The organism is Streptomyces sp. AA1529 (assembly GCF_000280905.1).
Lineage (GTDB): Bacteria > Actinomycetota > Actinomycetes > Streptomycetales > Streptomycetaceae > Streptomyces.
Map to the genome: position 1 here is coordinate 14810 of NZ_ALAP01000023.1, position 22610 is coordinate 37419.

Consider the following 22610-nt stretch of genomic DNA (forward strand, 5'->3'; position numbering starts at 1 on the left):
CGCGGGTGCTGCCAGAATCGCTCCATGCTGGATACCTCGGCTCGGCTGCTGCGGCTGCTCTCGCTGCTGCAGGCCCACCCCGACCGGTCGGGCGGCGACCTCGCCCGACAGCTCGGTGTCACCCCCCGCACCGTCCGCCGGGACGTGGACCGGCTGCGTGAGCTGGGCTATCCGGTCCACTCCGTCAGCGGCACGGCAGGCGGCTACCGGCTCGGCGCCGGGGCCCGGCTGCCGCCGCTGCTGCTGGCGGACGACGAGGCGGTCGCCGTCGCCGTGGGGCTCCGCGGCGCGGCGGGCGGCGCCGTCGAGGGGATCAGGGACGCCTCGGAGCGGGCCCTCGCCAAACTGGAACAGGTCCTCCCGGACCGGCTGCGCCGGAGAGTGGCGGCGCTGAACGAGTTCACCGTGCAGCTGACCGGTCCGCACCGCGGGCCCACCGCCGACCCCGGTACGCTCGCCGAGCTCGCCCGCGCCTGCCGCGACCACGAGCAGCTGCGCTTCCGGTACGAGGCGCGCGGGGGAGCCTCCTCGCACCGGCTGGTGGAGCCGCACCGGCTGGTGACCACGCACCGCCGCTGGTACCTGGTGGCGTGGGACACCGGGCGCGCCGACTGGCGGACTTTCCGGGCCGACCGCCTCACCCTGACTCCGCCGCACGGACCGCGCTTCGAGCCCCGGCCGGCGCCCGCCGAGGATCTGGCCGCCTGGGTGGCCGAGGGCGTGTCCACATGGGCCTATCCGGCGCGGGCCACGGTTCTGCTGCACGCTCCCGTGGCGGTGGCGGCCGAGCGGATATCCCTGGCCACCGGGACCCTGGAGGCGGTCGACGAGCACAGCTGCCTGCTGCGGACCGGTGCCGCCTCGCGGGAGACGCTGCTCGTCCATCTGCTCCTGCTCGACTTCGACTTCGAGGTCCGCGGGCCCGCGGACCTGGCGGAGCAGATCGGTCTGCTGCACGATCGGCTGGCCCGCGCGCTGGTCCCCGCGGATCCGCCGGAAGAGCGGCGGTAACGCGGTATTCGGCTGCTCTTCCGACGGTTTTAAAGTGTGCTTCCCGCACCGTTCCGGAATTCGTAGGACAGTCGGCAATGCCTCTGTTTCGGCCGACGGAAAGCGAATGCGGAATTCGTCGAATTGCGTGGCGTACAGATGTGCAGCGGCCACGTACGAGTGAAGCGGGCAACGGGGGAGCGTGCACGGAGCGTTGTGACGCAAGTGTGACGCCGCTGCTGCGAAGGCGGGACTTCCGGCTGCCCCGGCCGGGTGCATACGGTGGTCCCATGGCACCGGAATCCGCAGCACCGCAGCCCCCCGACGGCACCCCGCAGGACGCCCCCGAGGACTATGTGGGTCTCGGCGCGCAGGAGGCCGAACAGCGGGCCCGCGCGCGGGGGTGGTCGAGCGTGCGCCGGCTGGAGCCGGACGCGATCATCACCATGGAGTACGTGGTGGGTCGGCTGAACCTGGCGGTCGAGGACGACCGGGTGGTCCGCTGCTGGGCGGGCTGAGGCCCGGCGGTCACGACCGGGACGAGGCGGCCGAGCGCGCCTCGTCCGCCGTGCGCGGCAGCGCAGCGCGGGTCCCGTTCCCGGAGTCCTGTGCCGGGAGCCGTGCCCCGACCAGCGGTTGCCGCGCGGGCATCGGCTGCGCGGCGGGCGAGGCGGCCGGCGAGGCGTCCCCCGCCTGCGGTGAGCTCGCCGTGCTGAACCGTTCACGCCAGGCCAGGACGGTGGCCTCCACCCGCGCGATCGCGGGTTCGCACCAGGGCAGCCCCAGCAGGATCAGCAGTCCGGCGGCCCAGCCGAGGAGCACGTCGCTCACCCAGTGCGTACCGAGGTAGACGGTGGTCGCGCCCACCCCGAGCGCGAAGACGGCGGCGACGACGGAGAGCCATCTGCGGGCCCGCGGCGTGGTGGCCAGGTAGGCGAGGATGCCCCAGGTCACCACGGCGTTGGCGGTGTGTCCCGAAGGGAATATATCCCCGCCGGCCCACAGTTCGGCCGAGCCGATCTCGGTCGCGTAGTGCGGGCCCAGGCGGCCGAGGCCGATCTTGACGGCGCCGACCGACGCGTTGAGCAGCAGCAGCGCGAACCCCAGGGCCAGCAGCGGGCGCAGCGTGCGCTGCCGCCAGGAGCGCCAGCCCAGCCACGCCGCGACCAGCACCGCGGTGGGACCGCGCTGCCCCAGCACCACGAAGGCGTCCAGGAACCCGTGGACGGCGGGCCACTGCTTGTAGGGGCGGAAGAGCATGACCTGCCAGTCGAGCTGCACGAGCCACGTCGTGCCCAGCACGGCGACCACGATCGCCAGGTAGAAGGCGACCGTGGTGCTGAACAGGCCCAGCCGGACAGGGCTCATCCGCGGGAAGGGCCCCCGCGGGCGATGAGGCTCCTGCTCCAGCCGGGAGAAGATTCGGTCGGTACGCACCTAATCGAGATTACCGGCCGTGAAGAGCCGGTCCGGCGAGGGCGGCCCGTTCGTGATGCCGATGTGATGTGCAAAAGCACCCCGCACGGGTCCGGGCGCTGTTTATCCCCCACGATTCCGGGCCCGATTCATTGTCGGGACGGGACCGTGAAGCGACTTCCGTCACACGTGGGTTGACGGAAATTCGCACCATTCAGTGGTCCGTGCACCCCGCTTTCCTCCGCGCGTCGGCGCGGCCCGCGCACCTGCGTACGCCCCCTGCGCTTCCCGTAGTCCGGTGCGCCCCGGCCGGCCTCACGGCGGTCCGGAACCGTTCAGCCACCAGGCGCCGTAGCAGGCCGAGACGACTGCCAGACCGCACAGCAGCACCGCGGCAGCGGCGCGCCGCCACCGCGCCAGCGCGACCGCCACCGGGAGCAGCAGCGGGTAGGCGGGCAGCAGCAGCCGGGGCTTGGAGCCGAAGTAGCCCTTGGCGCCCAGCGCCAGAGCCACCACCAGCCCCGTGTACACCAGCAGCGCCGCGGGCTGCCGGCTCCGCACGCACAGCACGTACAGCCCGAGCACCAGGGCCACCCCCGCGAGCAGCCCCAGGCCGCCGGCGGCCGTGTCCGCGAAGGTGTCCCGGACGAAGCCCGCGAACGCCCAGCCGCCGTCGAAGCCGTTGCCCCACTGCCCCTGGACGTCCAGGTACCCGGTCACACTTCCGGTGCGGAACCCCACCCAGACGACGTACCCGAGCCATCCCACGGGTGCCAGCAGCAGTCCCAGCGCCCTGCGCGCCTCCGGCCGGCGCCGCTCGCGCCGCAGTTCCAGCAGCGCGGCGAGCCACACCGCGGCCACCACCGCGGCCCCCACCGGGCGGGTCAGCCCCGCCAGCGCGGCCAGCGTGCCCGCCCACACCCACCGGCCCCGCAGCACCGACCACAGCGCCCAGGCGGCCAGCGCGGTGAACAGCGACTCGCTGTAGGCCATCGACTGCACCACGCCGACCGGCAGCGCCGCCCACAGCACCGCCAGGCAGACTCCCGCGCGGTGCCCGTGCAGCCGTGCGCCCGTCAGATACAGCGCCCAGGCCGCCGCCAGCGAGGAGAGCCAGCTCACCAGCATGCCCGCGTCCGGCGCGGTGAGCGGGGAGAGCTCGGACAGCCCGCGCTCCAGCGCCGGAAGCAGCGGGAAGAAGGCCAGGTCGGAATGGACGCCGCCGTCCGGCAGCCGCACCTGGTAGCCGTATCGGCCGTCGGCGACCCGGGTGTACCACAGGGAGTCCCAGCGCGCGGTGAGCAGGGTGTGCGCGCTCGCACCCCGCTCCGCGCTCCACAGCGCCAGCACGAGCAGGCCCAGCACGCGCACGCCTGCGTAGGCCAGCAGTGCGGCGGCGGGCCCGCGCAGCGGCCGGGGGCCGCCGTATCCGGTGGTCCCGGGGCGCACCTCGGGTGTGCCCGGGTCGGCGAGGTCAGTCATTCGGACGATTATTGGCCACGCCCCCGGCCCGCGGTGCGGCGGGCGGCCGATGGGCCGGGCGCGACCGGTGTCCGGAAACTGCGGGAAAATCGGGGTCATGGACAGCCGCACGTCGGGCAACCGCACCGGGGGCGCTCCTTCCGTTTGATGGGGGAGCACTGGACGCCCGTGCCGGTTCGCGTACGCTGACCGGCACTCGCCCCTCTTCACCGGGGCCGGACGCCGACGCCGATCGGGCCGCGTGCGACAGCGACCCGGGCAGCCGTCCCCCACCCCCACGGTCCGTCCCGCGGGTGCGAGAGCAACAGGAGGTGCGTACATGTCCGGGACGACCTCGGCCATATCGGGGAAGGCGGCGGACGTCCCCGGCAGCGGACCGGGAGCGCGGCGGCCCGACCGGGAGGCGAACCGCTGGGTCGTGCTCGTCGTGCTCTGCACGAGCCTGCTGCTGGTGGCCGTCGACGCCACCGTGCTGCACGTCGCCGTGCCCGCGGTCTCCGAGGACCTGCGCCCCGGCTCGATCGAGCTGCTGTGGATCGTGGACACCTATCCGCTGGTGTGCGCCTCGCTGCTGATCCTCTTCGGCACCCTCGGCGACCGGATCGGCACCCGCCGGGTGCTGCTGTTCGGCTATGCGCTGTTCGCCGCCGCCTCCGCCGTCGCCGCGTACGCGGCCACCGCGGACGTGCTGATCGCCGCGCGGGGCCTGCTCGGGGTGGGCGGCGCCATGATCATGCCCGCCACCCTCTCGATACTGCGCCAGGTCTTCCCCGACCGCCGCGAGCGGGCCCTGGCCGTCGGTATCTGGAGCGCCGTCGCCGCGGTGGGCGCGGCGGTCGGGCCGCTGGTCGGGGGAGCGCTGCTGGAGCACTTCTGGTGGGGCTCGGTCTTCCTGGTCAACATTCCGCTGATGGCCGCCAGCCTCCCGGTGGGGCGGTGGCTGCTGCCCGAGTCGGCGACCGGCAGCGGCGGTCCCTGGGACGTCCTGGGCGCCGTGATGGCGGCGCTGGGCCTCTTCGGGGTGATACTCGGGGTCAAGCAGGCGGGCGGCGGCGAGGTGCTCACCCCGCTGTGCTGGCTGCCGCTGCTCGCCGGAGCCGTGCTGATCGCGCTGTTCGTGCGCCGCCAGCGGCGGCGCACCCATCCGCTAATCGACTTCGGCACCCTCACCCGGGCCGCCTTCGGCACCTCCGTGGGCTGCATCGTGCTGACCGTGCTGGCGCTGGTCGGACTGGCGCTGATCGCGGCCCAGTATCTGCAGCTCGTCCTCGGGCTCTCCCCGCTGGAGACCGGACTGCGGTTGCTGCCGCTGTCCGTGGCCGCCATCGCGGCGGGGCTGCTGGGCTCCCGGCTGCTGGCGCTGCTGGGCCCGCGCGCGATGGTCGCGCTCGGCTTCCTGGTGACCGCGGCCGCGGTGCTGTGTCTGACCGGGGTGGGCCAGCACGATCGGCCGGGCCTGCTGGTCGGCGGGTTCGTGCTGCTCGGCTTCGGCCTGGAGACCACCCTGTTCGGCTGCTACGAGTCCATGCTCAGCGAGGCACCGCCCGGCCGGTCCGGGGGCGCGGCCGCCGTCGGTGAGACCGCCTACCAGCTCGGTGCCGGGATCGGCATCGCACTGCTGGGCAGCGTGATGAACGCCGCCTATGGGCCGGGGGTGCGGGACGCGGCGCGACGCCTCGGCCTCCCCGACCGCACCGGCGCCGACGCGGCGCACTCGCTGGGGGAGGCGTACGAGGTCGCCGGACACCTCGGCGGCGCTCCGGGAGCCGCACTGCGGTCCGCCGCGCGGTCCTCGTTCGTCACCGGACTGCATGTGACGCTGCTGGTCAGCGCCTGCCTGCTGCTGCTCGGCGCGTTGGCGGCGCTGCGGCTGCCCAGGCGGATGGAGACCGCCGGCGGCGCCGTGCGCGAGGAGTCCTCCGGCGACGCGGAGGCCGGTGCCGCCTCCGGTGCCGGACCGGGCGCCGCCTCCGGTGCCCCGCGGCGGGCCCGGATCCGCGAGGACCGGCCGGGGCGCGCCGAGAACCCCTTGTCGCGGGGCGTTACCCAGCCGTAGCGTCTGGTCGGTATCCGTGATCGTTCCCTTCCGGAGGCCGCCCATGAGCCCGCTGCCCGCGTTCGACGCGCACGATCCGCTGGGGATCGACGACCTGCTCGGCGACGAGGACCGCGCCGTGCGCGACACCGTGCGCTCCTGGGCCGCGGACCGGGTCCTGCCCCATGTCGCCGACTGGTACGAGCGCGGGGAGCTGCCCGGCATCCGGGAACTCGCCCGGGAACTGGGTTCGCTCGGCGCCCTGGGCATGTCCCTGACCGGCTACGGATGCGCGGGCGCGAGTGCCGTGCAGTACGGTCTGGCCTGCCTGGAGCTGGAGGCCGCCGACTCCGGTATCCGCTCCCTGGTCTCGGTCCAGGGCTCGCTGGCGATGTACGCCATCCACCGGTTCGGCAGCGAGGAGCAGAAGCAGCGCTGGCTGCCGCCGATGGCGGCGGGGGAGGTGATCGGCTGCTTCGGGCTGACCGAACCCGACCACGGTTCCGACCCCGGCGGAATGCGGACCCACGCCCGGCGCGACGGTACGGACTGGGTGCTCACCGGCCGCAAGATGTGGATCACCAACGGCTCGGTCGCCGGGGTCGCCGTGGTCTGGGCCCGCACCGAGGAGGGGGTGCGCGGGTTCGTGGTCCCGACGGACGCGCCGGGCTTCTCGGCGCCCGAGATCAAGCACAAATGGTCCCTGCGCGCCTCGGTCACCAGCGAACTCGTCCTGGACGAGGTGCGGCTGCCGGCGGACGCGGTGCTGCCCGAGGCGCGCGGACTGCGCGGCCCGTTGAGCTGTCTGAGCCACGCCCGGTACGGAATCGTGTGGGGCTCCATGGGCGCCGCGCGGTCGTGCTTCGAGACGGCGCTGGCCTACGCCACCGAACGGGAGCAGTTCGGCAAGCCGCTGGCCGCCTTCCAGCTCACCCAGGCCAAGCTGGCCGACATGGCGGTCGAGCTGCACAAGGGGATGCTGCTCGCGCACCACCTGGGGCGGCGGATGGACGCGGGACGGCTGCGGCCGGAACAGATCAGCCTGGGCAAGCTGAACAACACCCGGGAGGCCATCGAGATCTGCCGGACCGCCCGGACCGTGCTGGGGGCCAACGGCGTCTCGCTGGAGTACCCCGTGATGCGGCACAGCACCAACCTGGAGTCCGTGCTCACCTACGAGGGGACGGTGGAGATGCACCAGTTGGTGCTGGGGAAGGCACTGACCGGCATCGACGCCTTCCGGGGCTGAGCAGCGTCCACCGCGCTGCGGAGGGGCCGCTCACCGGCCCCTCCGCAGCTCAGCTCTGGTTGAAGAAGCCGCCCTGGTCGCGGCGGTCCTCGTTGGTGACGACGCTGTAGTCGGGCGGCGTCAGCAGGAAGACACGGTTGGCGACCCGCTCGATGGAGCCGCGCAGGCCGAAGGTCAGCCCGGCCGCGAAGTCGACCACGCGCTTGGCGTCCGCGGGGTCCATGGCGGTGAGGTTGACGATCACCGGGACCCCGTCCCGGAAGAGTTCGCCGATGCCGCGGGCGTCCCGGAAGCAGTCCGGGCTGACCGTCGCGATCTTGGTGCCCTGGTCCTGCGCCGTCTCGGCCGTGACGCGCACTCTGGGGTCGGTGACCCACGGCTCGCGTGCGGCGTTCCCGGTCTCCGGCCCCTCGGCCGGGCCGTCCGCCCCGTCGGCATAGTCGTAGTACCGCATCTCGCTGTCGTCGACGAGGCCCAGCCAGGCACTCGCCTTGCGCACCGATCCCATGGACGCCTCCTCTCCTCTGCGCGGTGTCCCACCGTTGCTAGCGCTCCGCCGCGGGTCCGCAACCCCTATGGTCGTCCATGATGCTGATGATGCGCCAAGCGGTTACCCGTCCAGCACGACATTCGTGACGGTTCTGGTGCACAAACGGGTGGCGCTCGAGCAAGGTTGTTGTTCCGAGTGGCTGGTGACGGGGTGCGGGAATGTGCCGCATTGCCCCGTTCCGGCCGTGACCGGTGGTCGCCCGACGACATCCGAGTGAGCGACGGCCCGGTCGTGCGCCCAGATTGACAAGGGGCTGGCCAGGGATAGGCCAGAACCCTCTTCTCCCCCGCGCCTCCCGGTGTCAAACGGTGTGGACGGCAGGCGAACTGGACCGGCGGAGTCCGAAAGACGCCCTTGCGAGGCCGGAATGCCGACGCGAATACTCCATGCAGCGTTTGTCAGGAGCACGCTTGGTTTCCCTGATCGGGAGGAAAAGTGAAGATCAAACGCACAAAAGCCAACGACAGCACGGCCGGACGCAGACGCAACCGGCTGATCGCCGTCGCGTCGGGCATGGTGGCGGCCGGGGCACTGATCGTGCCCGCCACGGCCGCCGCGGAAGCTCCGTCCCCCCACACCTTCACCGCGAGCCAGCTCGGCTCGGCGAGCGACGCCGTGCGCGCGGCGGATGTCGCCGGTACGGCCTGGCACGTCGACAAGAAGAGCGACAAGGTCGTCGTCGCGGTCGACAGCCGCGTCTCGGACGCCGACATCGCCCGGATCCGGCACAGCGCCGGGAAGAACGCGGGCGCGGTGGAGATCGAGCACGTCAAGGGTACGTTCAAGAAGTACCTCTCGGGCGGGGACGCCATCTATTCGGGTTCCTACCGCTGTTCGCTGGGCTTCAACGTCCGCAGCGGCAGCACGTACTACTTCCTGACCGCCGGGCACTGCACCGAGGGCGGCGGCGACTGGTACACCAACTCCAGTCACTCCACCCGCATCGGGCCCACCGTCGGCTCCAGCTTCCCGGGTAACGACTACGGGATCGTGCGCTACGACAACACCTCGATCTCGCACCCCGGCACCGTCGGAGGGCAGGACATCACCAGTGCCGGCACCCCGTCCGTGGGTCAGACCGTGACCCGGCGCGGCAGCACCACCGGTACCCACAGCGGCCAGGTGACCGGGCTCAACGCCACGGTCAACTACGGCGGCGGCGACATCGTCTACGGCCTCATCCGCACCACCGTGTGCGCGGAGCCGGGCGACAGCGGCGGCCCCCTCTACCGGGGCAGCACCGCACTCGGCCTCACCTCCGGCGGCAGCGGCAACTGCAGCAGCGGTGGGACGACCTTCTTCCAGCCGGTCACCGAGGCGCTCAACGCGTACGGCGTGAACGTCTACTGACGCAGCGCCACCCGTGCCGGCCGAGCACCGCTCGGTCCTGTGCCCGTACACGCTCCCTGGGTGTGTGTACGGGCACTTCCGTGTGTGCGGGCGGACCCGTGCCGCGGGGCGTCCTCTTGCGGACTGCGGACTGCGGACTGCGGACTGCGGACTGCGGACTGCGGGGCGTGGAAGGGCCGTTTCTGCGGCGGGGCGTCTTTGTGCGCACGTGCGCGGGTGTGTTGGTGTGCGCGACGGGTGCCGCGTCGCCGCACGCGGGCGGACGTGCGGCAGAACGCCTCGCCGTGCTGCTGCAATTCGGCCGCCGGGGCGACGAATACCGGACAGGTCCATGCCTTACCTCATGAACACGCGGTGTCGCCCGTCGTGTTCGTCCCGCCGGACGTCAGGGACAGGGCGGGACGTTCGGCATCTTGACAGCCGGACCGAACTTCCGGTCGGCTGACGTGATCTGGACCTTGTGCGGAGGCCGGGGGGATCGCAATACTCGGCGCACAAGTTGGCATGGACGCGACTTTCTCTTGGGTGAGAGGGCCGTGTCCGTGCATCCTCCGGGACCACCCCGCTCCGGGGCGGTCCCAACCCCCCACTGGAGGTATCACCTTGTCCAACCACCGACGCGTACCCAAGAGGCGGATAATGCTGGCCGGCGCGGGCGCCGCGGCCCTCGCGGCCGGCGCGCTCACGGTCACCACCGCCAACGCCGCCCCCGAGGCCTCCTCGGTCAAGACCCTCTCCGCCGGCTCGGCATCGGAGCTGGCCTCGAAGCTCACCTCGGACATCAAGGGTGACGCGGGCGCCTACTACGACGCCGAGGCCAAGCAGCTCGTCGTCAACGTGACCGACGACGCGGCCAAGGAGAAGGTCGAGGCGGCCGGAGCCAGGGCCCGGGTCGTCGAGCACACGCTCTCCCAGCTCACCTCCGCCAAGAAGGCACTCACCGAGAACGACGTGACGGGCACGGCCCGCGCCGTCGACGTGAAATCCAACAAGGTGGTCGTCACCGCGGACAGCACGGTCAAGGGCGCCGAGCTGGCCAAGCTCAAGAAGCAGCTCAAGGCCCAGGGCGGCAAGGCCGAGCTGAAGCGCACCGAGGGCAAGTTCACCACCAAGATCGCCGGTGGGGACGCCATCTGGGGCGACGGCGGCCGCTGCTCGCTCGGCTTCAACGTCACCACCGCGGACGGCAAGCCCGGCTTCCTGACCGCGGGCCACTGCACCACCGCGATCTCCTCGTGGTCCGACTCGCAGGGCGGCCAGCCCATCGCGGAGAGCGGGGAGGGCAAGTTCCCGGGCAACGACTACGGCATCGCCACCTACACCGGCGACACCGACCACCCGAGCGAGGTGGACCTGTACGACGGCAGCACCCAGGCCATCTCCGGCGCCGGAGAGGCCGAGGTGGGCCAGACGGTCACCCGCAGCGGCAGCACCACCCAGGTGCACGACGGCACGGTCAAGGCGCTGGACGCCTCCGTCTCCTACCCGGAGGGCACCGTCAACGGGCTGATCCAGACCGACGTGTGCGCCGAGCCGGGCGACAGCGGCGGCTCGCTCTTCGCGGGCGACAAGGCGCTGGGCCTCACCTCCGGCGGCAGCGGTGACTGCTCCTCCGGCGGCGAGACCTACTTCCAGCCGGTGCCCGACGCGCTCGACGCGCTCGGTGCCGAGATCGGCTGACTCCGCCGGACCGGCCGGCCCCGGCCGGTCGGCCCGCCCCCGCACGGGATCCTGGTGAGCCCCTCCGGAAGGGGCTCGGAACCCCCCACAGCGGAACCCCCCGGACGCGGTCCGGGGGGTTCCGTGCTGCTGTGCCGCTGCCGGGCGGCGTTCTTCCGTGCCACCGGACGGAGGACGAGGGCGCCCGCACCCGGTCGGGGGGCGGCCCGCTCCGGCGTCTCGCCGGACCGTTCCGGACGTCCCGGTGGTCAGCCCAGTTCGGCGGCGACCAGCTCGGCGATCTGCACGGCGTTGAGCGCGGCGCCCTTGCGCAGGTTGTCGTTGGACAGGAAGAGCGACAGGCCGTGCTCGACCGTCTCGTCGGCGCGGATCCGGCCCACGTAGCTGGCGTCCTTGCCCGCGGCCTGGAGCGGGGTGGGGATCGGGGACAGTTCCACGCCCGGTGCCGCGGCGAGCAGCTCGGCGGCCCGCTCGGGGCTGAGCGGGTGTGCGAAGCGGGCGTTGACCTGCAGCGAGTGACCGGTGAAGACGGGGACGCGCACGCAGGTGCCGGAGACCTTCAGCGCGGGGATGTCCAGGATCTTGCGGCTCTCGTTGCGGAGCTTCTGCTCCTCGTCGGTCTCGGCCAGGCCGTCGTCGACGATCGAGCCGGCCAGCGGCAGCACGTTGAAGGCGATGGGCCGCTTGAACTTGTCCGGCTCGGGGAAGTCCACCGCCTCGCCGTCGAAGGCGAGCCGGGCGGCGTCGTTCTCCACCGCCTTGCGTGCCTGGCCGTCCAGTTCGGCGACGCCCGCCAGGCCGCTGCCGGAGACCGCCTGGTAGGTGGCGACGACCAGCGCGGTCAGCTCCGCCTCCGCGTGCAGCGGACGCAGCACCGGCATCGCGGCCATGGTGGTGCAGTTCGGGTTGGCGATGATGCCCTTGGGACGCCGGCGGGCCGCTTCCGGGTTCACCTCGGAGACGACCAGCGGCACCTCGGGGTCCATCCGCCAGGCCGAGGAGTTGTCGATGACGACCGGGTCCTGGGCCGCGACCTTCTCGGCGATCGCCTTGGAGGTGGCACCGCCCGCGGAGAACAGGACGATGTCCAGACCGGTGTAGTCGGCCGTGGCCGCGTCCTCGACGGTCACCTCGCCGCTCTTCCAGGGCAGCGTCCGGCCCGCGGAGCGCGCGGAGGCGAACAGCCGCAGTTCGTCGACCGGGAAATCACGCTCGGCCAGAATCTCGCGCATCACTGTGCCGACCTGACCGGTGGCTCCGACAATCCCGACCTTCATGGGGCTCCTTCTGCTGAACGCGCGGCCTCGTGGGTTCGTCCCGCCGCGCTGGTCTCGTGCGTGTCCCGCGTGCCCCTACCCTGCACGGTGCCGGGTACGGGGTGCCAGCACTTTGATTTGGGTCACAGCCCGGCACGGTCGCACCGGCATCGGGTGGCCCCGGCATCGGGGGAGCCGACGGCGGTACCACCCGTCCCCGGAGGGTTCACGCGCGGGGCGTGCGCAGTCCTGCGGTCAGCCCCCGCAGACAGCGTACGGCGAGCGCGGCGGAACCCACATGTGAGCAGTCCGGCGGCCGGTCCCGGTCGCCCGCCCCACCGGGGCCCGCCACGGCCCCGCGCCCGGTGGTCCGCCGCTCCGGTGGCCGCCCCCGTGCGGCGGCGGGAGCGGCGGCATGGTGTGCTATTCGAATACAGATTCGATAGCTGGTCTATTGTGGTTGCTCGGGACAGAGGGGGGTGCTGAGGCAGGAGGTGGTGCGGACGATGTCGGCGTTCACGCATCTGCACGTGGCCTCCGGCTTCTCCATGCGCTTCGGCGCCTCGCACCCCGAGACCCTCGCCGAGCGGGCCGCCGAACGGGGAATGGCCGCCGTCGCCCTCACCGACCGGGACGGCGTCGCCGGTGCCGTCCGCTTCACGAAGGCGTGCGCACGCGCCGGAGTGCGCCCGGTGTACGGGGTCGACCTCGCGGTCGGACCACCGCCGGACCGGCCGGACGTGCGAGGCGGGGAGCGGCGCCGCACCCCGGTCAGAGGCGGGCGCTTCGTCGACGAGTCCGCCCGGCGCGCCGTCTTCCTCGCCCGCGACGGCGCCCGCGGCTGGGCCGAACTGTGCCGGATGATCACCGAGGCGCACGCTGCCGGGCAGGACGCGCCGCTCCTCGCGCGGACCGCGCTGCGCGGCGGCGCCGTGACGGTGCTGCTCGGCGCCGGCTCCGACGTCGGGCACGCCCTCGCCGCGGGCCGCCCCGACCGCGCGGCCGCGCTCCTGGGGTGGTGGCGCGAGATCTACGGCGACGCGCTCCGGCTGGCCGTCTCCGCCGCCGGGCCGCTGCGCGAGGCCGCCGGAGCGCTGGGACTGGCCGCGCAGGAGGGCGTCGCACCCGTCCTGACCAACGCCGTGCGCTACGCCGATCCGGCGCCGTCCGCCGAGGTGAACGTCGCCGACGTGCTGGACGCCGCCCGCCGCCTCGTCCCCGTCGACCCGCGCGCGGGGCTCGACAGCGGTGAGCGCTGGCTGAAGGGACCCGCGGAGATGGCCGCAGCCGCGAAGCGGATCGCCGAGGCCGCCGGATACCGGCGCAACACCGCACACCGCCTGCTCGCCCTCACCGAGGAGACCGCGGAGGCCTGCCGGGTCGACCCCGAGGAGGATCTGGGCCTGGGCCGGGTCCACTTCCCCGAGTCCCGGCTGGCCGGCACCGGCGGCCGCACCGCCGTGCGGGTCCTGCGCTCCCGCTGCGCCGCCGCGATGGTCGCCCGCCGCTACGACCGGCAGCCCGCCCGCTGGCGACGGCTGGAGGACGAACTGGCCGTCATCGAGAAGCTCGGCTACTCCTCGTACTTCCTGACCGTCGCCCGCATCGTGGAGGACGTGCGGGAGCGGGGCATCCGGGTCGCCGCGCGCGGCTCGGGCGCCGGGTCGTTCGTCAACCATCTGCTGGGCATCGCACACGCCGACCCGGTCGAGCACGGGCTGCTGATGGAGCGGTTCCTCTCGCCGCGCCGGGCCGAGCTGCCGGACATCGACATCGACGTGGAGTCGGCCCGGCGGCTGGAGGTCTACCGCGCGGTCTTCGAGCGCTTCGGCGAGGAGCGGGTGGCCGCCGTCGCCATGCCCGAGACCTACCGGGTGCGGCACGCCATCCGCGACGTGGGCGCGGCGCTGGCGCTGGACCCGGCCGAGACCGACCGGCTCGCCAAGGCGTTCCCGCACATCAGGGCGCGGGACGCGCGCTCCGCGCTGGCCGAGCTGCCGGAGCTGGCGGAACTGCGGCGGGAGGCGGCCGAGGGGGCGCCCGCCGGGCACGGGGAGCGCTTCTGGGAGCTGGTCGAGGCGCTGGACGGGCTGCCCCGCGGGCTGGCCATGCACCCGTGCGGACTGCTGCTCTCGGACGCGTCGCTGCGTGCCCGTACGCCCGTCGTGCCCACCAGCGGCGAGGGCTTCGCGATGGCGCAGTTCGACAAGGACGACGTGGAGGACCTCGGACTGCTCAAGCTGGATGTGCTGGGTGTGCGGCTCCAGTCGGCGATGGCGTACGCGGTCGCCGAGGTGGAGCGGGCGGCGGGGGAGCGGATCGACCTGGACGCGGTCCCGGAGGGCGACCGGGCCACCTACGAACTGATCCGCTCCTCCGAGACGCTGGGCTGCTTCCAGATCGAGTCGCCGGGCCAGCGCGAGCTGATCGGCCGGCTCCAGCCGGAGACCTTCCACGACCTGGTCGTGGACATCTCCCTCTTCCGGCCGGGGCCCGTCGGCGCCGACATGGTCCACCCCTTCGTCGAGGCCCGGCACGGGCGGCGCCGCATCCGCCATCCGCATCCCGACCTGGCGGAGCCGCTGGCCGAGACGTACGGCGTCGCGGTCTTCCACGAGCAGGTGATCCGCATCCTCTCGCGGTTCACCGGCTGCGACCGCGGCCGGGCGGACGAGGTGCGGCGGGTGCTCAAGGACGACGAGCAGCGTCCCGCCGCGAAACTCTGGTTCGAACGCGCGGCGGCGCGCCGGGGGTTCGCAGCCGGGACCGTCGCGCACGCCTGGGAGATCGTGGCGTCCTTCGGCTCCTACGGGTTCTGCAAGGCGCACGCCGTGGCGTTCGCCGTGCCGACCTACCAGTCCGCGTGGCTCAAGGCGCACCGTCCCGCCGCCTTCTATGCCGGGATCCTGGAGCACGACCCGGGGATGTACCCCAAGCGGCTGCTGCTGGCGGACGCCCGGCGGCGCGGGGTTCCGGTGCTGCCGCTGGAGGTGAACCGGTCCGCCGCCTCCTATCGGATCGAACTGGAGTCCGAATCCAAGGTGTGGGGGCTGCGCCTCGCGCTCGGTGAGGTGCAGGGCATCAGCGAGGCCGACGCGGCCCGTATCGAGGCCGGGCAGCCCTACGACTCGCTCGCGGACTTCTGGCGCCGGGCCCGCCCCTCCCGGCCCGTGGCCGAACGCCTCGCCCAGGTCGGCGCGCTGGACGCCTTCGCCCCCGGCGGCAACCGCCGCGACCTGCTGCTGCACCTCGCCGAACTGCACCGCACCCAGCGTGCGGCCGGAGCGCGCGAGGGGCAGCTCGCACTGGGCGAGGGCGCCGGACCCGCGGACCGGGCCCCGCAGCAGGCCGAACCGGTCCACCTGCCCGACCTGGACCGGGGCGAACGGCTCGGCGCCGAACTCGACGTCCTGGGCATGGACACCTCCCGCCATCTGATGACCGACCATGTCGCCTTCCTGCGGGAACTGGGCGCCCGCTCGGCCCGTACCCTGCGCTCGGCACGGCACGGCGAGACGGTGCTGATCGCCGGGGCCAAGGCCGCCACCCAGACCCCGCCGCTCGCCTCGGGCAAGCGCGTCATCTTCACCACCCTGGACGACGGAACCGGCCTCTCCGACCTCGCCTTCTTCGAGGACGCGCACGTCGCCTGCGCCCACACCGTCTTCCACTCCTGGCTGCTGCTGGTGCGCGGCGTCGTCCAGCGGCGCGGGCCGCGCAGCCTCACCGTCGTCGGCTCCGCCGCCTGGGACCTGGCCGAACTGGTCGAGCTGCGCCGCACCGGCGGCCTGGAGGCGGTCACGGCCCGGCTGGCGGAGCCGCCCGAGGGCGGCCCGCAGCCCGCCGACGGTCCGGGCCGCACCCTCCAGGTCGCCCCCGGATACGAGATGCACCCCTGGGCGGACCTGCGCCCCGCGGGCGAGACGGCGGGCTCGGCCAGAGCGCTCCGCAGGATGTGGCACTCCAGCCCCGGGAGCGCGGGATGAGCGGCCCGGCGCCGGCACCGGCCGGAGCCCGGCGATCCCACGTGCTCTATGTGCACTTCGACGGTGCCGGGGCCGCCGGACCCGGACGCCACGACGCGCTCCTCGCCCTGCTCACCGACATCACCCCCGTCGTCCAGGCCCTGCCGCCGGACGCCGCGCTCGCCGACGTCCGGGGCGCGCTGCGGTACTTCGGACGGGACGCCGTCGACCTGGCGCGGCTCGTGCGGCTGCGCGCCCTCGCGCTGTACGGCACCGACTGCACCGTCGGGGTCGCCGCCAATCCGCTGCTGGCGCGGATGGCCGCACAGGCGGGGGAGCCGGGGCGGGTGCGTGAGGTGCGTCCCGAGGACGCGGCCGGCTTCCTCGACCGCAGACCGGTGGCCGCGCTGCACGGGGTCGGCCCCGCGACCGCCCGTGCGCTGTGCGCCTACGGCCTCGACAGTGTCGGCCGGCTCGCCGCCGCGCCGCCCGCCACCCTCCAGCGGATCCTCGGCGCCGCCGCGGGGCGGCGGCTGCACGAACGGGCGCGGGGGATCGACCCCGCGCCCGTCACCCCCACGGCACCGCCGCGCTCCGCGGGCGCCGAGCACCGTTTCGAACGGGACGAACTCGACGCCGTCCGGCGCCGTGCCGCGCTGCTCACCCTCGCCGACGGGCTGGGGTTCCGGCTGCGGGCCGAGGGGCAGGTGGCCCGGGCTCTCACCCTCACCGTCCGCTATGCCGACCGCACCGCCACCACCCGTACCCGCACGCTGCCCGAACCCACCGCGCACACCCCCGGGCTGACCGCCGCCGCCTATGCGCTGCACGACGCGCTGGGCCTGCAGCGTGCCAGGGTCCGGGGCCTGGCGCTCCGCGCCGAGGAGCTGACGGCGGCCGAACTCGCCTCCCACCAGCTGTCGTTCGACGTCCGCGAGGAGAAGGCCCGCCGTGCGGAGGCGGCGGCCGACCGGGCCCGCCGCCGCTTCGGCGCGGCCGCGGTGCGCCCGGCCGGATCGGACCCGCCGAAAGCGGCCTGAGGCGCCCCGGCCTCCCGGGACGCCGCAGGCCGCCCACGCTCACTCCGCCGCGCGGAACCTCCGCAGCCGCAGGCTGTTGCCCACCACGAACACCGAGGAGAACGCCATCGCCGCGCCCGCGATCATCGGATTCAGCAGTCCGGCAGCGGCGAGCGGCAGTGCGGCCACGTTGTAGGCGAAGGCCCAGAAGAGATTGCCCTTGATGGTGCCCAGGGTGCGCCGGGAGAGCCGGATGGCGTCGGCGGCCGACCGCAGGTCGCCCCGTACCAGGGTCAGATCCCCGGCCTCGATGGCCGCGTCCGTCCCGGTGCCCATCGCCAGCCCCAGGTCGGCCTGTGCGAGCGCCGCCGCGTCGTTGACGCCGTCGCCGACCATGGCGACCGAGCGCCCCTCGTCCTGGAGCCGCTTGACCACGCCGACCTTGTCCTCGGGCATGACCTCGGCGATCACGTCGTCGGCCGGGATGCCGACCTCGGCGGCCACCGACTCGGCCACGGCCCGGTTGTCACCGGTCAGCAGCACCGGGGTCAGCCCCAGTGCCCGCAGTCGCCGGACGGCTTCGGCGCTGCTGGGCTTCACCGCGTCGGCGACCTCCAGGACGGCGCGTGCCTCGCCGTCCCAGGCCACCGCGATCGCGGTACGTCCGGCCCGCTCGGCCTCCTCCTTGGCCGCGGCCAGCGCGGACGGCAGCTCCATCGCCCACTCCCGCAGCAGCTTCTCGCGTCCCACCAGCACCGCGTGACCCTCGACGACCCCCTGGACGCCGAGCCCGGGGACGTTGGCGAAGTCCTCGGGGACCGGCAGCGTGCCGTGCTCCCGCTCGGCACCCCTGGCCACCGCCTGCGCGATGGGGTGCTCGGAGGCGTTCTCCAGGGCGCCCGCCAGCCGCAGCGCCTCCTCCCTGGTGACTCCCTCCGCCAGGTGCACGGCCAGCAGCGTCATCTCGCCGGTCGTCACCGTGCCGGTCTTGTCCAGCACCACGGTGTCCGCCCTGCGGGTCGTCTCCAGCACCTCCGGGCCCTTGATCAGGATGCCGAGCTGGGCGCCGCGTCCGGTGCCGACCATCAGCGCGGTCGGGGTGGCCAGGCCCAGCGCGCAGGGGCAGGCGATGATCAGGACGGCGACGGCGGCGGTGAACGCGGCCGTCGCTCCGGCGCCGGCCACCAGCCAGCCGCCGAGGGTCGCCAGCGCGAGCACGATCACCACGGGGACGAAGACCGCCGAGATCCGGTCCGCGAGCCGCTGCGCCGCGGCCTTGCCGTTCTGCGCGTCCTCGACCAGCGCGGCCATCCGGGCCAGCTGGGTGTCGGAGCCCACGCGGGTGGCCTCCACCACCAGCCGTCCGCCCGCGTTGAGCGTCGCGCCGGTGACGCCGTCCCCGACTCCGACCTCGACGGGCACGGACTCGCCGGTGAGCATCGAGGCGTCCACCGCGGAGCTGCCCTCGGTGACGGTGCCGTCCGTCGCGATCTTCTCGCCGGGGCGGACGACGAAGCGGTCGCCGACGGCCAGCTCCTCGGTGCGGATCCGCAGCTCGCGGCCGTCCCGCAGGACGGTCACCTCCTTGGCGCCCAGCTCCAGCAGCGCCCTGAGCGCCGCACCCGCCTTCCGCTTGGAGCGGGCCTCGAAGTACCGCCCGGCCAGGATGAAGGCGGTGACACCGGCGGCCGCCTCCAGATAGATGTTCCCCGCGCCGTCGCTGCGCCCGATCGACAGCTCGAAGGGGTGCGTCATCCCGGGCATGCCCGCGGTGCCGAAGAACAGCGCCCACAGCGACCAGAGCATCGCGGCCGAGGTGCCCAGCGAGACGAGGGTGTCCATGGTGGCCGCGCCGTGCCGCGCGTTGGTCCAGGCGGCGCGGTGGAAGGGCCAGGCGCCCCAGACCACGACGGGCGCGGCGAGGGTGAGGGAGAGCCACTGCCAGTAGGTGAACTGGAGCGCGGGGACCATCGCCATCGCGATGACCGGCACCGCCAGGACCGCCGAGCCGATCACCCGCTCGCGCAGGGTGCGCAGCTCGTCGTCCCCGCCGTCCGCGGGGGGCGGGCCCTCGCCGCCGCCGTGCTCCGGCGCCGGCTCCGGGTGCCGGGGGGCGGGCGGGGCCGCCGTGTAGCCGGTGGCCTCGACGGTGGCGACCAGATCGGTCACCTGGACGCCGTCGGCCATGCTGACCTTGGCCTTCTCCGTCGCGTAGTTGACGCTGGCGGTGACGCCGTCCATCCGGTTGAGCTTCTTCTCGACGCGGGCGGCGCAGGAGGCGCAGGTCATGCCGCCGATCGCCAGCTCGACCTCGGTCTGCGCGGCGGGGCGTCCGGCGCCCGCGGTCCGCTCCGTGCTCTCATGCGTCGCGGTCATCACGTCTCCTCGGCGGTGCCCGGCCGGATGCCGGGGCCTGGGTGTTCTCCACCCCCACTCTGTCATACCCGCCTGGGGTATCGGTGGGGTCGAGGTCATGTATACCCCCACCCCGTATCTGATGCAAGGGGTTCCCGGGTGCGCGGAGGCGTGATCCGAGGGGGCGCTCCGGTGGTCCGCAGTCGACCCCGGGGGCGGGGTCCGGGACGGGGACGGAAACCTCCCGGTAACAAATTCGTGCGCGACTACTGGCCAGTGACCTTACTCGCGCGTAAGTTGACGGCGGTTCAACAGCTCCGCTCCCCCCCCCCATCCCTCACAGCATGAGGAGCCGGACATGAGGCTGAAGCCGTCGACACCGGCAGCGTCGTCGAAGACCCCCGCGCCGCCGTCGGACAAACCCCTCCGCAGATCGCGCATCCGCAGGTCCGCGGCCGCCGCGCTGGCCCTGGCCGTCGCGGCGGTCGTGGCACTGCCCGCCACCGCCACCGCGGCGCCGGAGAGCGCACGCACCACCAGCGGCTGGAACGACTACTCCTGCAAACCGTCCGCCGCACACCCACGCCCCGTCGTACTGGTCCACGGCACCTTCGGCAACTCCGTGGACAACTGGCTGGGACTCGCCCCCTACCTGGTCAGGCGCGGCTACTGCGTCTTCTCACTGGACTACGGGCAGCTGCCGGGCAAACCCTTCTTCCACGGACTCGGCCCCATCGAGGACTCCGCCGGGCAGCTCTCCGCCTACGTCGACAAGGTGCTCGACTCCACCGGCACCGGCCAGGTCGACATCGTCGGCCACTCGCAGGGCGGCATGATGCCCCGGTACTACCTCAAGTTCCTCGGCGGTGCCCCGAAGGTGAACGCCCTCGTCGGCATCGCCCCCAGCAACCACGGCACCACCCTCAGCGGTCTGGCCGCGCTCGCCGACCAGTTCCCGCCCGTCGGCGACGTGGTCGACGAGATCGGCCCGGCGCTGCTCCAGCAGAAGAAGGGCTCCGACTTCCTGGACAAGCTCAACGCGGGCGGCGACACGGTGCCCGGCGTCGCCTACACCGTGATCGCCACCAGGTACGACGAGGTCGTCACGCCCTACCGGACGCAGTTCCTCGACGGGCCGGACGTCAAGAACGTGACGCTCCAGGACCTGTGCCCGGTCGACATCTCCGAGCACCTGGCCATCGCGCTCGCCGACCGGGCGGCCTGGCACGAGACGGCGAACGCCCTCGACCCGGCGCACGCCACCCGCACCACCTGCTTCTCCTGAGGCGGATCCGCCCTCTCCCGGGGCGGACCGGCGCCGGGTCTCACCCCTCGGTGTGAATCTTCTCGGCGTACCGCGGGCCGTAGTACTCCTCCAGGAACTCCAGGGAGTCCTCGGTCCGGTCCAGGGCCTTGGCCAGCCGGGCGCGGTTCGGCAGCGCGTCCGGCTGCCAGGTCTCCGGATCCCAGGTGCCGGAGCGCAGAAACGCCTTCGAGCAGTGGTGGAAGACCTCGTCGATCTCCACCACCAGCGCCAGCGCGGGACGGTGACCGCGCGCCACCATCCCGTCCAGGAACGGCGCCTCGCGCACGATCCGCGCCCGGCCGTTGATCCGGAGCGTGTCACCGCGGCCCGGCAGGAAGTGGATCAGGCCGACGTGCGGGTTGGACAGGACGTTGCGCAGCCCGTCCACCCGCCTGTTGCCCGGTCGCTCGGGCAGGGCGACGGTCCGGTCGTCCAGCACCTTGGTGAACCCCGGCGGATCGCCCTTGGGGGAGACGTCGCAGCTCCCGTCGGCCGCCGAGGTGGCCACCAGGCAGAACGGCGAGCGGGCCAGCCACGCGCGGTCCAGGGGATGCAGCGTGGTGCGGGTCTTGTGCACCGCGTGCGGGGCCGGCTGCCCCACCAGGGCCCGCAACTCCTCCTCGGTGGTGACCTCCACCATCGCGTCCGCCGCCCCGACCGCTGCCGCCTCACGTGCCGTCATGACTGCTCCGCTCCCTCAACCCCGTTGCCGGGAACGAGCGTACGGCGCCGCCCGCCCCGCTGCGAGGGGAGGTGGCGCCGTACCCGACCGGCACGCTCAGCCGCGCGGCGGGGCCGAGGAGGCGGCCCTGCGGCGGGCGGCGGCGATCAGCCCCCCGGCCCCCGTCGCGAGAACCGCGGCGCCGCCCACGGCGAGCGGGACCGTACCGCTGTCGGCACCGGTCTCGGCCAGGTCGGCGTCCTCGGCCCCACCGCGCGGCGCCGCCCCGCCCTGCGGCGCGGGCCCCTCGCCGCCCGGCCCGGACCCGGGAGCCGCGGAGCCGTCGCCGTGTCCGCCGCCGCCTTCCGTGCCGTGCCCGGACCCGCCGTCCCCGCCGCCGTGCCCGCCGTGGTCCACGGTCGACTTGTCCGCGCCCGCCGCGATCTGCTGCGCGTCGGGCGCCTTCGGCGCCTTCCCGGCGCCGTCGCCGCCCTCTCCGCCGAAGGTGACGTCCGAGCAGCTGTAGAACGCCTCCGGGCTGTCCGAGCGCTGCCAGATGCTGTAGACGAGCTGCCGGCCCGACCTCTTCGGCACGGTGCCCTCGATGACGTAGCCGCCGTCCTCCAGTGCCGGGTCGGTCGCCTTCGCGAACGGTTCCGGCTCCAGGTCGGACCAGGTCAGCGGCTTGGACGGGTCGTAGCCGTCCTTGGTCAGATACAGCTCGAAGGTGCCCTTGTGCGGCGCGGTGGCCCGGTACCGGAAGGTGTGCGGGCCGGCCTTCATCGCCGTGGCCGGCCAGTCGGTACGGGGCAGGTCCAGCCCCTTGTACTTGTCCCGGCCCGCGCTGCACAGCTTCCCGTCCGGAATGATCTGCCGGTGCCTGCCCGCCGCGTCCGGGATGTTGACCTCGTTCCAGTCGTAGAACGCCTGCGTCCCGCTCGCGGCGACCGCCGCCTTGCACGCAGCCGACCGCGGACTCTCCGGCCCCTCGGCGAAGCAGGCGGACACCCGGCTGACCGGGTCGGCCATCGAACCGTGCGCGGCGGCGGGTGCGGCCGTCGCCAGGACGAGCGCGAGCGGTGCGGCGCCCAGCGCGGCGATTCCGGCGGCCGTGCGGCGAACGGACATGTGAAGGGCTCCTTGTCACGGGGGAACGCCGCCCGGAAGCGGCGGCTGCGGGGGCCGGAACGGGTTCGGGGTGCACCGCCTCCCCAGCGGCTGCCGCCGAACCCGCCCCGGTGGCCCGCACGTTAGCCACACCGGGGGCCCGGAACGGCCCGTCGGCGGCCGTCGCCC

At 73.6% G+C, this 22610-nt stretch carries 16 protein-coding genes; 9 read left to right on the forward strand and 7 right to left on the reverse strand.

What is annotated here, in order from left to right:
* The first annotated feature begins 24 nt into the window (after positions 1–24).
* The gene (locus A949_RS0107210; RefSeq protein ID WP_019355331.1) at positions 25–1011 is read left to right on the forward strand and encodes a helix-turn-helix transcriptional regulator; all 987 of its coding nucleotides are present in this window, start codon (positions 25–27) and stop codon (positions 1009–1011) included.
* A 269-nt stretch (positions 1012–1280) separates the two neighbouring features.
* Positions 1281–1508 (forward strand): I78 family peptidase inhibitor, encoded by a 228-nt coding sequence (locus tag A949_RS0107215; protein ID WP_019355332.1) that lies wholly within the window; start codon positions 1281–1283, stop codon positions 1506–1508.
* A 10-nt stretch (positions 1509–1518) separates the two neighbouring features.
* Here the strand turns inward: A949_RS0107215 and A949_RS32785 are convergent, their stop codons facing one another.
* Together A949_RS32785 and A949_RS0107225 are read right to left on the reverse strand one after the other, a co-directional pair.
* Positions 1519–2427 (reverse strand): phosphatase PAP2 family protein, encoded by a 909-nt coding sequence (locus A949_RS32785; protein ID WP_037705988.1) that lies wholly within the window; start codon positions 2425–2427, stop codon positions 1519–1521.
* A gap of 294 nt (positions 2428–2721) precedes the next feature.
* Positions 2722–3888 (reverse strand): glycosyltransferase family 39 protein, encoded by a 1167-nt coding sequence (locus A949_RS0107225; RefSeq protein WP_019355334.1) that lies wholly within the window; start codon positions 3886–3888, stop codon positions 2722–2724.
* A 319-nt stretch (positions 3889–4207) separates the two neighbouring features.
* On the opposite strand from A949_RS0107225, the gene A949_RS0107230 reads away from it, so the two are divergent.
* Both A949_RS0107230 and A949_RS0107235 read left to right on the forward strand, forming a co-directional pair.
* The gene (locus A949_RS0107230) at positions 4208–5944 is read left to right on the forward strand and encodes an MFS transporter (RefSeq protein ID WP_019355335.1); all 1737 of its coding nucleotides are present in this window, start codon (positions 4208–4210) and stop codon (positions 5942–5944) included.
* A 43-nt stretch (positions 5945–5987) separates the two neighbouring features.
* A complete protein-coding gene (locus A949_RS0107235) occupies positions 5988–7172 on the forward strand; it encodes an acyl-CoA dehydrogenase family protein (protein WP_019355336.1) in 1185 nt (394 codons plus the stop codon).
* A 49-nt stretch (positions 7173–7221) separates the two neighbouring features.
* Here the strand turns inward: A949_RS0107235 and A949_RS0107240 are convergent, their stop codons facing one another.
* Positions 7222–7680, reverse strand: a complete 459-nt coding sequence (locus A949_RS0107240; protein ID WP_019355337.1) for a cell division protein SepF — start codon at positions 7678–7680, stop codon at positions 7222–7224.
* Between the two features lie 477 nt (positions 7681–8157).
* On the opposite strand from A949_RS0107240, the gene A949_RS0107245 reads away from it, so the two are divergent.
* Positions 8158–9072: a S1 family peptidase gene (locus tag A949_RS0107245; RefSeq protein WP_019355338.1), complete on the forward strand. Its 915-nt coding sequence runs from the start codon at positions 8158–8160 to the stop codon at positions 9070–9072.
* Positions 9073–9711: 639 nt separating this feature from the next.
* On the forward strand, positions 9712–10752 hold the full coding sequence (locus A949_RS0107250; protein ID WP_019355339.1) for a S1 family peptidase: 1041 nt from the start codon (positions 9712–9714) through the stop codon (positions 10750–10752).
* A 248-nt stretch (positions 10753–11000) separates the two neighbouring features.
* Here the strand turns inward: A949_RS0107250 and A949_RS0107255 are convergent, their stop codons facing one another.
* The gene (locus tag A949_RS0107255) at positions 11001–12029 is read right to left on the reverse strand and encodes an aspartate-semialdehyde dehydrogenase (protein WP_019355340.1); all 1029 of its coding nucleotides are present in this window, start codon (positions 12027–12029) and stop codon (positions 11001–11003) included.
* A gap of 485 nt (positions 12030–12514) precedes the next feature.
* On the opposite strand from A949_RS0107255, the gene A949_RS0107260 reads away from it, so the two are divergent.
* Together A949_RS0107260 and A949_RS0107265 are read left to right on the forward strand one after the other, a co-directional pair.
* Positions 12515–15994 (forward strand): DNA polymerase III subunit alpha, encoded by a 3480-nt coding sequence (locus A949_RS0107260; protein WP_019355341.1) that lies wholly within the window; start codon positions 12515–12517, stop codon positions 15992–15994.
* On the forward strand, positions 15991–17013 hold the full coding sequence (locus tag A949_RS0107265) for a DNA polymerase Y family protein (protein WP_026004422.1): 1023 nt from the start codon (positions 15991–15993) through the stop codon (positions 17011–17013). Before A949_RS0107260 ends, A949_RS0107265 begins: the two co-directional genes overlap by 4 nt.
* A 39-nt stretch (positions 17014–17052) precedes the next feature.
* On the opposite strand, the gene A949_RS0107270 is transcribed toward A949_RS0107265, so the two are convergent.
* Positions 17053–19368 carry a heavy metal translocating P-type ATPase gene (locus tag A949_RS0107270; protein WP_019355343.1) on the reverse strand — a complete coding sequence of 772 codons (2316 nt, stop codon included), beginning with the start codon at positions 19366–19368 and terminating at the stop codon, positions 17053–17055.
* Positions 19369–19705: 337 nt separating this feature from the next.
* On the opposite strand from A949_RS0107270, the gene A949_RS0107275 reads away from it, so the two are divergent.
* On the forward strand, positions 19706–20632 hold the full coding sequence (locus A949_RS0107275; RefSeq protein WP_019355344.1) for an esterase/lipase family protein: 927 nt from the start codon (positions 19706–19708) through the stop codon (positions 20630–20632).
* A gap of 40 nt (positions 20633–20672) precedes the next feature.
* Here A949_RS0107275 and A949_RS0107280 read toward each other — a convergent pair whose 3' ends face one another.
* Both A949_RS0107280 and A949_RS0107285 read right to left on the reverse strand, forming a co-directional pair.
* Complete coding sequence (locus A949_RS0107280) at positions 20673–21335, reverse strand: pyridoxamine 5'-phosphate oxidase family protein (RefSeq protein ID WP_019355345.1); 663 nt, start codon at positions 21333–21335, stop codon at positions 20673–20675.
* A gap of 96 nt (positions 21336–21431) precedes the next feature.
* Positions 21432–22442: a lytic polysaccharide monooxygenase gene (locus tag A949_RS0107285; RefSeq protein WP_019355346.1), complete on the reverse strand. Its 1011-nt coding sequence runs from the start codon at positions 22440–22442 to the stop codon at positions 21432–21434.
* Positions 22443–22610: the final 168 nt, after the last annotated feature.